Origin of the sequence: Butyrivibrio sp. INlla16 (assembly GCF_900104155.1) — a bacterium.
In the GTDB taxonomy this organism is placed as follows: domain Bacteria; phylum Bacillota; class Clostridia; order Lachnospirales; family Lachnospiraceae; genus Butyrivibrio.
Map to the genome: position 1 here is coordinate 32,227 of NZ_FMYB01000004.1, position 13,545 is coordinate 45,771.

Below are 13,545 nucleotides of genomic sequence, written 5' to 3' on the forward strand. Positions count from 1 at the left end.
GTTTTCTGTAATAGTCACACAGCCTCTATGTTTTCTTTCTTTTTCCTGATCCTATCCTTTACCACTACGATAACAGCTCCTATTGCAAAGCCCGTCATCACAAATATCCCGTAGACAAAAACGACAAATGCACCGATTATAGGAGCATCATCAGCAGCGTGAATGAAATAATAGTAGTAATATGTAAAGCCTATCATCCCAATGGCGCAGGCAAGCAACAGCATCAGCGATGAAATGATATGCTCCTTCATATTCCTTGATACAAAGCCACTCATTACTCCAAGAGCTGCCACAAGAAACAGTGGTGCCCTATGAAGTACAGTGCCAGTCTGATAATACATCAAGGCAAAAAAGAAAAGCGGTATCAGGTTTAGAAGTTTCAAATGTCTCACAAAGAAATCATGCCTCATTTTCATCTTTGGAAGCCTTCTTCATAAATACTCTGTAGTCCCAATAACACAAAGCTGCTCCAATTGCTCCCATGAGTGCACCGACAAAGTACGGATTGACTCCTGGTGCTTTGGAAAGAGCTACTGTCATAAGGGCAGCAAACAGCGGCACCCACATTACATTGACTAAAAAAGCTTTTTCATTCTTTTTCATACTCATTAGACTCCTTTTCCCCAAACATTAAAATATATTCAGATTGAACTCACTAACCGATCTTGATGTTCCATGATAAAAAAGGTCAAGAAATTCTTATCACGAGCGCTTATGTTTTATATCCATTTCGCTCTTTACTTATTCTTATCGTAAGTTGATGTTACTTCCCAGCCGGTTACCAATTCTATAGTTCCTCTATATACAACAGGATCCCAATTGACATCAAGTCTCGTTTCCACTTTGCCATCATATAGGTGGTTACGTGATCTGTATTTCTGACCATCACATACATAGTAATAGTTATTGAATGTTCTTGAATAATGATACTTATTAGCGCTCCGTGAACTTACAGGATCAGCAGCCAATCCACATTGATCATATCCAAATTCATATTCTTTTCCGTCTATGCCTTTTAATTTATAGTGATACCAGTCACCTTCTACATCCCAGCCTTGTCGCTTAAGTAGTTTGTAAAAAGATGATATTGGAAGGTTTCCCTTATGATCAGAGTATATTTCCTCCGACTCATCAGTTACTACTCCGTCCACAACCGCATAGTACAGTTTGTAGCTAGACTTAGCACCAATAGCCTGAAGCCTTTCTTTATAAGAAAACTGTAAATATATGTCAATCAGACCATCTTCCATAGCCCAGGAAAGATATCTTTTTCGTATCTCATCCATGGAGTTATCGGATTCAAAAAGACCGTAGCTGTCTGAATTTATACTTTTAATAGACTTCATTTCAAACAGTGCTTGATATATAAGTTCTTTAGGAACATTATCCACGTATTTCGAAGAGACCGTGATTCCATCAACCCTCTCTGTATCAACAAATTTTCCCTCAACATGCATCCAAGGAATCATATCCGTCCCAAACCCATGTTCTTCATACGTCTCTTTTATCTCTTCCAGAGCATCAGCGGTAGCTTCAATATCTTCCTCAAAAGATAAGGGATCAATCCAGAAGCTATATCCGTTGTATTCATTAAAAACTCTTGAGCGTACATCTATGGGATATAACACATCGAACAGACAATCCTTGACGTCATTGCTCCAATATATCGAAACACTACCAATAGCACTTGTACTTGAATCCTCATAAACGTGAAATGTAAGCTCTTCACCCAGCCCATAATGATCCGTAGTAACCTCATAAACAGGAGTTTTTCCCTCTTCACTCACTTTCACAATCTTGCAAAGCTCAGGGTCAATTCCCAATTTATCATAAAGATGCATTTCAACACTTTTTGCGCCATATTTTTCTTCTAATTCACCGCCTCTGCCCATGCGTTTGCAGCCGACACACAGCACGGGAATCGCTAGAATGATTAAGGCTATAGTAATTCTTTTTCCCACATAACGATGTATATTACTCATTGTTCTCAGTTATCCTCTATCCAAAACCCCGGCCAGTAACAACCATGATAGTTTTTATCTGAAGGCCATGTCCTGTTAAAAAACTCCCTATACGACTCGTTATCACCCAACCGGATAATATCATCCATTGGTATTTCACTAAACCAGCCATCAAAATATACTGATTTTGGTCCGCCCATCCCACAAGGAATATGTCCCTCTGTAACATGACACCACCATGTAAAGCCTTCAATAGTAGTGCCCTCTGCACAGCAAAGATCAATGAATTCATCCACACTATCAGGAGGACAGATCAGATCAATCTTTCCGCCACCTACTGCTTGTATCTTCAACCTTGACAGGATCTGGCTTTCCATCCGTTTCTCCTCATTTAAAAAGGCAATCCATCAAAATTCCAAACATCACTAAGAAATCCCGCGACAATAGAAATAATTATAATGATGCCTATCACAATTGCCACAATATATGTCAGGGCAACCTTTCGGGCGAAGCTACTCTTTGAAAAAACGCCCCAGATTATCAGGGAAAACAATAATCCGACTATCAAAAACAGTGCCGAAGCAATATAGTTCTGGGAGAGAATCTGCACTAAAGCAAATAGGCCTATCAAAACTGCTATCAAACACAGTGGAACAGCTTTTTCGTTCTCCTCGTCATAAGACCTCTGAAGTTTTTCATAGTCGTACTCAAAGGGATTCTCTTCGCGCTGATTATCCAAATCGTTACCCATCTATCTTCCTCATTAAAGCTTGTTTATAGTCCTTTTACTGACTTCTTCCCAATAAGATACACAATTACTCTTCCGATAACACCTGCAATAGAAATGATAGCCCCATCTTTTATAAGTTCATCTCCGATGCCCATATTTACAGCATATTGAATCCTTAATTCTTCCGGTGGATCCTGATATGGTATCCCGGCCTTTATAACCCAGTAGTACATGCCAATAGTCAGGATAACAACCCCTGCTATTATCAGGCTATGAAATATGCTCTTTACGATATTTCTCAGCTTGTTCATTTTTTCCCCTTAGCTTGGCATCCAATGATATATCTATCTCAACATATCTTCTTCAGAATTATAAGCCCGCAGATCCTTTGCATCTGGAAACCGCTTCATGAACTCATTATATAACCCGTGGTCTCTTGTTATAAACAATGATGAACTGCTATCCCAAGCTACCAGCTCAAAATCTGCCAACGGGTGTTGTATTGACAAATCCGGCTTCCAAAATCCTTCATAACCATCCGCATATGGTCCGGGATAACCAAGCACATCTTTCTCTGAAATAACGGGATTAAAACCCGACAGCACCGCCCACACCCACTGAAAATCATCGTTCTTGACAATTTCTGTCAGTTCTTCTCCACTTATCCATACATACCGGTCAGGATTATTGAGCTTTTTATAAATCTCTTCGTGATCTGGATAGGCCTCTATAGTAAGCACTCAACCACGAGTACCTTATAATACTACCACGTTTATGAGATGATTTCTTTAAATACTATTGGTCGATTTGCGCGATTCGCGCAATTCGTCTCATCAGCTTAAGGAGGTTCATCCCATGAACACAAAACAAAAGATCCATCAGGCCAAGATGGCCAAATGGGCTGTCATTATCAAGGAGCAGTCCGACAGCGGTCTCACTGTCAGGCAATGGTGCAATGAAAAAGGTTACACTATTCATGCCTATAACTACTGGAAGCATCTGTTAAAGGAAGAGGCTCTAAAAAGTATCTCACTTCCTGAAATTGTCCCTTTACAACAACCTGAAACAGACATGCTGCAACTTCCAGCTTCCCATTCGCCTTCAAAAGGATTCTTGTCCAAAACATCTATCACAAAAGGTACCGCAGTTTGTAGCAGAACTTTTTGCCTTAACATCCGGGACAAATCAAAGAGCGAGAGCTCTTCATCATGTTTATTAATTATGTCCTGATACCAGCGCTGTAATGGCTTTTGTTCATTCATTCAGCAATTCCCTTTTTATCATCATTAAGAATGCACGTCCGTGCTCTCCTGTAGATTATACAATTGAGGTCTTCCTTTTGTTGCATGACTCAAAAATTTTTAGAGGGCTTTAAAAATCTCATTCCATTTTGTGTTATTCACTCTATACGCACCGTCCTTTTCATTCTAAACGCTATAGCTGCAGCTATGGCAAAAGAAATAATTCCTCGTCATGCTTTCCTTTCATAAAAGCCCATTTATATCGTACTCAGAGTTTTCCTTCATCTTTATAACACATTGCAATATAAAAAAGTTGCACATATAATATATTTTCACAGAAGCAACACAACTTTTCAAATATGTGTTATATACGAGGGGTTAACTAATGAATAATAAGAGAAATACGTGAATTATTCCTGTGGTAGTTATCGGAGTCGTAGCTTTTTCTATTGCTGGATGGGTTATGTTTTTCAAACTTTTCAGACATGAAGATAATGATTATCGCAATATAGCTGAATCCGAGGAACATTCTGCCGATGTTACGTCTACAGACATTACATCCACAGATGAAACAGATGATATAAGTGGCGTTATTGGTGGTTGGGAGAGTAAAGCCTACTATGAATTTAGAGAAGACGGAACTTATGGTTGGTACAAAAGTTCTCAGGATCTGAACGACAACTATTATTCAGGAACCTACTCAGTAATAAGGGGCTATGAAGCATGTGAACATCTTGGAATTACTTTTGACAAGATTATTACGGTCATAGTTAATTCAGAAGGTCAGATAACGCTTGATGACATCTATTGCATAACATGCTCACCCACATATCTTGTGAGCGGTGGTGTTGATAAATCCGATACTCTTAATGGGATGAGCTATGAAATGCTTTTTGTTGTTACCGGAGAGAAAAGCGCACAGGGCAAGCTTATAAGCAATTACGATACCTACTATTTCACCAAAATAAAATAACTCTTGGCATCAAGGAGGTGAAAAATGATCAAGAAAAAATCGAATAAAGGCGCCAAAATTAGCAAGCCTTTAGTCAATCCTTAACACAATGAAATCAATCCCAATCCCTATTGCCCTTATTATTCGGTGTCCCAAAGATGAACTGCGCCTGCAAATCGTCCTCACTGCGCAGTAAATGTTATTGGATCAGTGTACTTAATAGTATTGTGTGAAATTGCTTCGTAGATGTGGAACCTAAGCTCTACCTCTTCAATTGCAGCAATACCATTTTCTTCTAAATCTGATGGCGTGATTTTAATATCATCAAATGCCTTCTTGCCATCATATACACTAGTTACGGAATATTTTTTTATCACACATCCGTTGATTGACATTTCTTTTATACTGATTTCAACATTTTTTCGGGAATTATTCTCAATGTACAGAAGGATAGCAGTCCCCCAGAAGCTGTTCTCATCAACAGTCTTACCAACAATTCTGATTCCGCCTTCATTAAAGAGCTCGAATCCTGAATCATCTGCAGATTTGTCCATGTGCTTATATGCAGATGTCTTTATTGTTACGAAATCATGCATAAGAACGCCGGTCCAGTCATCTGAATCATGTATTAAGAAGTATACTTCTACCTTTCCTATAGATTCTATTCCAACTGCTTTCAACTCTGAGCTCGAAAGATACATTGTCTCATTTGCCTTCGTTCCAGCTGCGACCTCAGAAGCGAACCGATCCGAAATCATAAAACCATTTACAATGAGCTCTTCGCTGTAAACTGTAAGATTCTTATCTGAGTCATTTTCAAGTAACAGCTTAATACCATCGCCCAAAATGCTATCTGTTTCATAGGAAATAGCAGTAATCTTCATTCCGCCCCGGTCAAATAAAACCTGCTCTTTTATGGTTATTTCTTCTGCCTTTGTGTTAGATTTTGAATTGGAAGATCCACAACCAATTGCCATTGACGCAAAAAGACATAGACATAAAACCACTGCTAAACATTTTGTTTTGTTTCGCATACCGTCATTAGTTTTAAACTGATTTGTATACTTTATATCTTTGGATCTGTTCCCCAACTCGTCTGGATGCATCAGCCAGTCTATTACCGCTTGTTTTTCTTCCTCAATGCTTCTCATTATTTAGCTTTTCTCCCGTATCTTTCATATCTATCTATAATACAATACTCCATAGACATTTGTTGCATATTCTTAGGGAATAAAGTTCCCAAGAAATCTTTTCTCTATCGATACAACTGTGGCGCAGGCACGCCACCTCCAGCACACCTGCGCCGCAATATGCGTAAAAATTATAAAATAAGGCGTCTTTATCTTGATTGTTTCCATATGATAAAGACGACTTATGTCGTACATTTTGTCATCATGTAGTCAATTCAACATTAATAATAATCAAGAAAAAGCGAGCTAAAATCCCCAAAGTCGGCAAGCCTTTAGTCGATTAAACTGAAATTTTATTTGTACCCAGACGTTCTTTTCAAAACATTTTTACACCAATCCAATAACAAATCTAATTTCTGATCTAGGTTATCATAAGTGACATTCTCCGAGAAACATTCCCAAACCTGAAGATCAATCCCTTTAACTATAGAAGGCACCTCAGATTTTTTCTCAATAAAAGTATTCTCTTCGAGAAAACAAAGATTCTGAATAATAAAGAAAATATCTCTTTTAGCTAAAGCCAGTTTATTAACGTTCTTTTCCATTTCAGAATGAATACGTCTGTGACAAAGCATATGATATAAATTTCCGACACTCATCTTGATATAGTCCGCCACATCCTTTTTACTGTAATTCGGTACTATATCACTAAGTTTGCCATATATATCCGAAGTGGTATGAAGTACATGGCAGATTTCTTCAGGTAACCAGTTCAACAATTCATTCCTTCCGCAGACGAATCCACATGCACGATTATATTCACCAAGTTCTTCCAGTATCTGGCGATAAACATTTAAATCTTTTGCATGTATCTCATCCAATACCAACATAATATCAATGTCGCTCTCAGGCGTAGCTTCGCCTCTAAGATAACTTCCTTGAAGTCCAACATATAAAAGCCTTTTGCCAAACTTCATTTTCAATTCTTCTGTCAATCTTTTCGTATAATCTTCTATATCCACTAGATTATTCATTTTTATATCACCTATTATTTGGAAAAACTGCATTTGCCACTTTTAACTGGAATATAAGAATTCCATTATCTATATACTGCGCAAAACATTTCGTCAATTCCAAGGCTTTTCACCAACCGATCTCCGCCCCTTATTTCAACTTTTGAACACCGATTCTCAGCCTTGTGTATGAATGCCACCTTCTTATCAGGGTCTTCTCGCTCAGCTATAGGTTGATTCTCGTTTGAGCCAGCAAAGATAACCCATATTGTCACTCCGTCTCTGGAATAAGGCAGATAATCAGCAACTTTATATCTTAGAAACGACGAAAGCATTTCACCCTCCTGGTATTCCAAGGAATTATATTTCTGATCATCATCCCCATTACACACGCTCTCTCTTGTTACATCAATAACCATTACTCAAGCCTCATTCTAAAAAATCTGGAACAACATTTAGAATCATTATACCATCAAACAGAATCAGAAAAGCGGCCACAAGAAAAGATATAACCTTTCCCATGGCCGCAAAACCTAAGCTATATTTCCTAATCTTTCTAGTATTCCTCTTACAGCTTCCCAGATCTCTTCCTGTTGTGATTGGAGCTTCTTTATGTCCTCCAGAGAAGCAGCACCGCTCTCTTCTGCCTTTTGGACATACTGTGTAAGAGCGTCACTGTTTATTCTGAGCAGACGAATCACCTCTTTAATGTCAGACAAATCAAGCATGATGACGTAACCATCCCTTGCCATCTTTCTGATATAAGCACTACGATTCTTTATACCAGCCTGTTCCATCTTGGCTTTTATAGCATTGATATCCTCCGGAGTCATTTTGATAAGGATGCTTTCACCATATGTGATTCCCATATCACAGTACCAGTTCAGGATGTAATGCCCTGTGAGAACGTTCTGAAGGTTCCGGGATGCAATCGCGCAGCTCCTTCAGGAGAGATGTCTTTTCTTCCTTCTCAGCCACACTTACATGAAATGGTTTGCTCTTTTCATGTGATGCCACCGTACCAAGTTCTTCCTGTTCATCAGGAATGCCATTGGCGTTGTCATCCTTCATGTTCTCTACAGTATTCTGAGTAGCAACATTGTTGATCACACCATCACCAATCATATTGTCGTTCTGCTCCAATTGGTCCTCAAGACCTCGTCTGACATTACCGATTGTGTTGGGATCAAGTTCCTGGGGAACTCTTAAACCAAACTCAGCAGTAACCTTATACTCGATAAGAGCAAAAACATAATTTGGCATGGTACGTGCATCACGTTCCCAGTCCTGCATTGTTCTGTAAGGAATACCGAGATAATCTGCAAACTCTGTTCTGTTCATGCCTGTACTCTCGCGGAGCTGAATAAATCTCTCGCCCTGTGACAGATCATTTACAGAAACAGAGGTTACATCTGTAGTCTTACCATTAACATCATCCCACTTTTCAATGGGTGTTCCTGTTCTTCTTTCCATAACGATATCACTCCCTTCTGCGTCCGCCTTTGGGAAATCGGATCTCGAAATGAGCTTTTCCCTCCTCGTCAGTTGTAAGGTCAACGTAGCAGCTGAATGTATTTCCAGTTCTCTGTGACTTGCAGTCAATGAGTTTAACTGTTCCACCGTTCACAAGGTCATCCGCAACTTCTCTGGTCATTTCTTTTCCGATAGCCTGGAAGAATCTATTATTCTTCCAGACTGCAAAGTTGCAGTCCATATTGTTGCAGAAGAATCCCTTTTCACGTTCTACAACATGAGTACCACACACAGGACAGTTGCCGACAATATCATCAGCCTCATACGCCTGAGTGGAACCACTGCCATCTTCAAATTTTCCTAAAGGAAGCTCATCTGAAAAATCAGAAGCATCCTTCCATCCATCATCTACTGTCCCCATCAGATTGTCACCCCCTTTTCATCCTTACCGGTATTTCCGGTTATTCTATTTTTGATTTTTTCCTTTTCAACTTTCAGCGAGTCCAAAAGAGACTGTTTCTTTCCTCCGGCACCATCGGGCAGTATACGTACTGTTCCAATGGTCTTTTTCTTTGGGATTATTTGTCCATCTCTATCCACCGCAATAAAGCTTTCATTCTTATATTTTTCCTCAAGATACTTTATGCACTCACTTCCACTTTTAAAGCTTCCTTCATTCCTAACGCTGATCTTATATGCTCCTGTGCATACGCCATCAAGGTCGAACAGCACTTTGCCATTTTCCATTATCGTTGTCGTGGCACTGAAATCTTCATATCCACATTCATAGGTGTGTCCAATGAAATCAATCTGTCCCTTTTCAGACAGAAAATGGAACTCTTTAGGGCCACCATACCAGGCATTAGTCTGAGCAATACCATAACATTTCGTAACTTCTTCAATGGGCTTTATATCCACGCCCGGTTCTTTCATTAGTTCCGTAACAAGTATGGCTGCTCTTTCTGCAATCTCCTTTTCTTTCGGTAGTGTTGCAACATTTGATATAGGACCTTTATTGCTGGTGCTGATTTCTTTTTCATCACCCCCCCTCATCTTCCCGGAAGAATCTTTCTCCGGCTCGTTATCCGGCACAATCTCAGGATTTCTGTCCTTGTAGATCTCTCCAAGCTTATCCTCAATCTTCTTGATGATTCTGGATGAAGTCTGTCTGATTGTTCCAAGCGAAGCCTTGAGCTCTTTCATATCTGCGTCCGATGTATATCCACAAAGATATGGATAACTGTAATCATCTGTGTTATAGCCCATGAAAGACAACACAATACTTGCTGTACCTTCCGCTTCAAGTTCCTTCCTATTCTTGCTGATATCGGATGCATTTTCCCCATGAAGCATTGCATGAGTAATCTCATGGATGCAGGTCTTAAGAGTCTGCAACTCACTCATACCCTGTTGTATTGCAATTCTCTTATCCTCTGTGTGGTAATATCCCTTGGCTCCACTCTTGATGTCCTCAAATCCAATTGGGACAGGGCTGATATCATTGAGAACTCCCATAAGGACCTCATACTTATCAATGCTGCCCTTAAGCTCATCAACGCCTACTCTGGGAAGTTCCTTTCCTTCCGTCTGCGAAACATCAAAAGTTGTCTCTGCCTTGAATCCCATAAGATTAAGTTCCTTTGTCTCTTTCACAGGCTCTCCATCATGATCAAGAACTGGTCTGCCATTGGAATCCAACACATCCACTTCCTTTTGGATTGTATAAGGGCTTGGTGCTATGACCTTTATTCCCTTCTCACCTTTTCTTACATAACGCCCCATCTTTTTCCAGGCATTATATCCCTGACATAAAGTTGCATCGGGCTTTTGCATCGCTATAAGCATACAGTTGTTCAAGGAATAATGCGGGAACTTTGCCATTGTAGCAAGGAGCTTCTTGTATTCTGCACTGTCACGAACTGCCTTAACGCCATCCTGCAGCTTGTCCGTCAGTTCTTTCAGTCTTTCTTCGTTGGACAGCCTTTGGAAACCGCCACCGGTCTTTCCTTTGTTTTCATCCATAGGCATCCCCCTTACTTTCTTTCGCCCTTAACGCCAGCAGGAGCCTTGACCGGCTCCTGCTTCTTTGTTCCCTTCACATTTTTTCTTGCAACCTTTGCATAGGCAACATATCTTGATTTTCTTGCCATCACTCATCACCTCCATCACCTGAAGACTCATCAGCCTGCTCACTATCAAGCTGGATCTCATCATCGTCAGCATCTGAACTCATGCTCTTAAGATAGTCCTCGTCTTCATAGTCCTGATCCGGATCCTCACCGCTGGACTTCTTCTTTGAATTCTTTGTTGATGTGTAATACATGAATCCACCTACACCACCAAGTGCAAAAATAAGGATGATCGCCATGATTCCTGTTACATTCACAGGCTCTTTCTCTGGCTTTTCTTCAACTGGTTCAGGTTCCGGCTCAGGTTCGGGCTGTGGTTCGGGTTTTACAACCTCAGGCTCTTTTTCCTCTTCCTTACCTATTCCTGTAACTTTGATATATTCACTGACCTGGTCATCATCCATCAGAGATAAAAGATCTGATTCATCAACCATGTTGAGGAAGTGGACCTTCTCATTACCGTCATCATCACGGTCAATAATGATGTAAAAGTAGTTGCCGTTCTTGGTCATAACAGTAATGAACTGCTTGCCACCGGCTTCAAGACTTCCGTAATCATCAACAAGTTCCATGTTTCCATCCGGAGTAAGTGGTCCCCACTTTTCCTCTATCTCAGGCTCCTTGCCCTCGCAGTTACGATAGTCCTTCTTGCAGAGTTTGCAGTTTTCATCAACATGATCCTCAGTACACTTAGTCTCACAGGTGCAGTCATATCCACCTGCAAATGCAGTTACCGGTGTAAAACAAAAAAGTGACCCCATAAGAGCCACTGAGCAGCCAAGGACTTTTGCCTTGGCAGTTATTAACTTAAAAGCTTTCATTTAAGATATCCTCCATAATTCCATCATTTCCAGTATCACGAGCATCTGTATCCTCTGTAAAAGGCAGTGGCTCGGCATCTTCATCCTTCGTAGGCTTTGCTTCTTTTTTCTTACTCTTGGATGAAGCAGTCTTTTCCTTATCAGCTACGCCAAGGTGCTCTGCAAGCTGTTCCGGTGTGAAGTCTTTTCGTGCAACCACATCAAGTATGCTTGTAGCCAGCTCTGCATTTAGCTTTTCTTCTGCTTCCTCATACTTTGCCTTGGCTTCTTCTAACCTTGCCTTGGCCTTTTCATGCTCAGTTCTTAGTTTATTCAGTTTCTCAAACATATCTGTCCTCCCTTAACCGCCAATTCTGCCAAATTCAAGGAAATGGCTCTGCCAGTATGGCGTGTTGATCGATGAGTATTTCACAGGATTACCTGCATGGATCATCATTCCGTTGCCGACATATATTCCGACATGACTGGCCCCGGCTGTATCATATGTGCCCTGGAAAAAGATAAGATCACCTGGCTTTGCTTCTGAAGTTGGAACATAGTCTGTTCTTGCCCTGAGTCCGTTTGCAGTAAGTCTTCCAAAGTTCCATCCGTTACCGCAGTGATTTATTACCCAGCTCACAAATCCTGAGCAGTCAAATCCCGAAGGACTGTAACCGCCCCAGACATAAGGTGTTCCAAGATGGCTCTCTGCTTCATGAAGCATCCTTGCAAACTGCTCATCTGTAAGGTATTCCCCCGGCACATGGTAGTCGTCCCTGTCTCCGGGATGATCATCTGGGATGTTGTAATAATCTTCCTCGCCAAAGAGATACTTCTTGTTACCATAGGTCTCAAGCAGCACTTCGTAACGTGCCATCTCATCATCAGTGAAGCCAAGCTCTTCAACCACTTCATCAAGGGTGTGATTTACAAGATAGACATTCAGGATGTAGTACTCATATTCTTCGGTATAGGTATACTCTTCCCAATAGCCGCCATCTTCGTAGGAATCATCTTCAACCCACCTTACGTCTTCGACCTCTCTTTCCCTGGTCTCAACAACTTCTTCCGTAGTGATCTCATACTGTAGTTCAAAGATTTCCTGTAGTTTAGCCTGGACCTCATCCCTTGTATAAGCCTCAAAAATCACAGTAAGTATCGCTGCAAGCTGATATGGATTGTGCCCTACTTCATCAAGATAGTAATTAACTTCGTCATATCCATCCGTATCAATCTCATCTATCTCGTCCTGAAGCCCATCTTCCAGTTCCTTGTAATCATCTTCTACCGCAAGGATATCCTCATCCTTTGCAGTATAAGAGGTTACTATGGTCACATCGCCTACTCCGGATCCGATTGCTGCACAGGAATTAAGAAATCCAGCGCATACAAGTACTACAAGAAGTATCAGAACCACGATTATACTGATCACGGGATGCTCTTCGGCAAAGTTCTTCATCCACTCACCGATTGCACTTACTACATCACTGGCCTTTTCTCCTACCTTTTCACCAAACTTGGCACCGCCTTCTGCAGCCTTGGCCTGCTTCTGTATCATTTTCCTCTGAAGTTCTTTCCTTGCTCTTTCCTTGGCAGCATCTGTACTTCCACCAGAAAGCTCTCTTTTCCCATGTACTTTCTTGCTGTACTTACCGCTTTTTACCTTCGAAGTAACGTGACTGACTGCACCGCTGGCAACATATCCGCCAATATCAAAAACTTCCTCAGCAACGGCAATCTCTCCTTTGCCATCATCCGTAGAGTTCACAACATCTGACATGACTCCGACTCCAGCTGCGGTTTTCGATGCTGCATCCGAAAGATTTCCCGAACTTTTACTCACATTTCGGTCCTTCTTCTTTGCTTCCTCTGCTTTCCTTGTCTTTTCGACCTCTGCAGCCTTCTTCTGCGTCTGCTTCTTTATCTTGTCCCTGTGCTGTTTCTCCTCCGGTGTCATGCTGTTATCAGCTTTACCGGTACGGAGCTTCTGTTCGTAATATCTTCTGGCAGAATCCTTATTCTTTAATTTGTTTCCATGCACTCTCGGAACTTTATCCTCCGGAGATGCAGAATCCTCCTCACCCGGAGGATTCCTTGTATATAATCCGTCTTCCAT

Annotated in this window: 19 protein-coding genes; 1 reads left to right on the forward strand and 18 read right to left on the reverse strand. The window is 40.9% G+C overall.

Translation table 11 applies throughout. The features are described 5' to 3' along the window. Positions 1–14: 14 nt before the first annotated feature. From BLR42_RS02940 to BLR42_RS24200, 8 genes are all read right to left on the reverse strand, one after another. Positions 15–416 carry a hypothetical protein gene (locus BLR42_RS02940; RefSeq protein ID WP_091866525.1) on the reverse strand — a complete coding sequence of 134 codons (402 nt, stop codon included), beginning with the start codon at positions 414–416 and terminating at the stop codon, positions 15–17. After that, a complete protein-coding gene (locus BLR42_RS02945) occupies positions 400–603 on the reverse strand; it encodes a hypothetical protein (protein ID WP_091866528.1) in 204 nt (67 codons plus the stop codon). Before BLR42_RS02945 ends, BLR42_RS02940 begins: the two co-directional genes overlap by 17 nt. A gap of 134 nt (positions 604–737) precedes the next feature. After that, entirely contained in the window at positions 738–1,982 is a 1,245-nt protein-coding gene (locus tag BLR42_RS02950) for a hypothetical protein (RefSeq protein ID WP_091866530.1), read from the reverse strand. A gap of 5 nt (positions 1,983–1,987) precedes the next feature. After that, a complete protein-coding gene (locus BLR42_RS02955) occupies positions 1,988–2,338 on the reverse strand; it encodes a hypothetical protein (RefSeq protein WP_091866533.1) in 351 nt (116 codons plus the stop codon). A gap of 14 nt (positions 2,339–2,352) precedes the next feature. After that, complete coding sequence (locus BLR42_RS02960) at positions 2,353–2,712, reverse strand: hypothetical protein (protein ID WP_091866535.1); 360 nt, start codon at positions 2,710–2,712, stop codon at positions 2,353–2,355. Positions 2,713–2,735: 23 nt separating this feature from the next. After that, a complete protein-coding gene (locus BLR42_RS02965; protein ID WP_091866537.1) occupies positions 2,736–3,002 on the reverse strand; it encodes a hypothetical protein in 267 nt (88 codons plus the stop codon). A gap of 33 nt (positions 3,003–3,035) precedes the next feature. Beyond that, on the reverse strand, positions 3,036–3,431 hold the full coding sequence (locus tag BLR42_RS02970; RefSeq protein ID WP_091866539.1) for a hypothetical protein: 396 nt from the start codon (positions 3,429–3,431) through the stop codon (positions 3,036–3,038). Between the two features lie 246 nt (positions 3,432–3,677). Next, positions 3,678–3,953 carry a contact-dependent growth inhibition system immunity protein gene (locus BLR42_RS24200; protein WP_170832618.1) on the reverse strand — a complete coding sequence of 92 codons (276 nt, stop codon included), beginning with the start codon at positions 3,951–3,953 and terminating at the stop codon, positions 3,678–3,680. 442 nt (positions 3,954–4,395) lie between these two features. On the opposite strand from BLR42_RS24200, the gene BLR42_RS02980 reads away from it, so the two are divergent. Continuing rightward, the gene (locus BLR42_RS02980; RefSeq protein ID WP_139165096.1) at positions 4,396–4,905 is read left to right on the forward strand and encodes a hypothetical protein; all 510 of its coding nucleotides are present in this window, start codon (positions 4,396–4,398) and stop codon (positions 4,903–4,905) included. Between the two features lie 161 nt (positions 4,906–5,066). Here the strand turns inward: BLR42_RS02980 and BLR42_RS02985 are convergent, their stop codons facing one another. From BLR42_RS02985 to BLR42_RS03030, 10 genes are all read right to left on the reverse strand, one after another. After that, positions 5,067–6,035 carry a hypothetical protein gene (locus tag BLR42_RS02985; RefSeq protein ID WP_242879164.1) on the reverse strand — a complete coding sequence of 323 codons (969 nt, stop codon included), beginning with the start codon at positions 6,033–6,035 and terminating at the stop codon, positions 5,067–5,069. A gap of 332 nt (positions 6,036–6,367) precedes the next feature. Then, on the reverse strand, positions 6,368–7,048 hold the full coding sequence (locus BLR42_RS02990) for a nucleotidyltransferase domain-containing protein (RefSeq protein WP_170832619.1): 681 nt from the start codon (positions 7,046–7,048) through the stop codon (positions 6,368–6,370). Between the two features lie 65 nt (positions 7,049–7,113). Then, positions 7,114–7,446, reverse strand: coding sequence for a hypothetical protein (locus BLR42_RS02995; protein ID WP_091866548.1), 333 nt, complete (start codon positions 7,444–7,446; stop codon positions 7,114–7,116). 114 nt (positions 7,447–7,560) lie between these two features. Next, the gene (locus BLR42_RS03000; RefSeq protein ID WP_091866550.1) at positions 7,561–7,896 is read right to left on the reverse strand and encodes a plasmid mobilization protein; all 336 of its coding nucleotides are present in this window, start codon (positions 7,894–7,896) and stop codon (positions 7,561–7,563) included. 1 nt (position 7,897) lies between these two features. Continuing rightward, positions 7,898–8,500, reverse strand: a complete 603-nt coding sequence (locus tag BLR42_RS23885; protein ID WP_330387259.1) for a helix-turn-helix domain-containing protein — start codon at positions 8,498–8,500, stop codon at positions 7,898–7,900. 7 nt (positions 8,501–8,507) lie between these two features. Then, positions 8,508–8,921 (reverse strand): hypothetical protein, encoded by a 414-nt coding sequence (locus BLR42_RS03010; protein ID WP_091866552.1) that lies wholly within the window; start codon positions 8,919–8,921, stop codon positions 8,508–8,510. Beyond that, positions 8,921–10,522 (reverse strand): ArdC-like ssDNA-binding domain-containing protein, encoded by a 1,602-nt coding sequence (locus BLR42_RS03015; RefSeq protein ID WP_091866554.1) that lies wholly within the window; start codon positions 10,520–10,522, stop codon positions 8,921–8,923. Before BLR42_RS03015 ends, BLR42_RS03010 begins: the two co-directional genes overlap by 1 nt. Before the next feature lie 127 nt (positions 10,523–10,649). Further along, positions 10,650–11,450: a DUF4366 domain-containing protein gene (locus BLR42_RS03020; RefSeq protein ID WP_242879165.1), complete on the reverse strand. Its 801-nt coding sequence runs from the start codon at positions 11,448–11,450 to the stop codon at positions 10,650–10,652. Then, positions 11,437–11,778, reverse strand: coding sequence for a DUF4315 family protein (locus BLR42_RS03025; RefSeq protein WP_091866556.1), 342 nt, complete (start codon positions 11,776–11,778; stop codon positions 11,437–11,439). The genes BLR42_RS03020 and BLR42_RS03025 overlap by 14 nt, the downstream gene beginning before the upstream one ends. A gap of 12 nt (positions 11,779–11,790) precedes the next feature. Then, positions 11,791–13,545 carry a C40 family peptidase gene (locus BLR42_RS03030; RefSeq protein ID WP_091866558.1) on the reverse strand — a complete coding sequence of 585 codons (1,755 nt, stop codon included), beginning with the start codon at positions 13,543–13,545 and terminating at the stop codon, positions 11,791–11,793.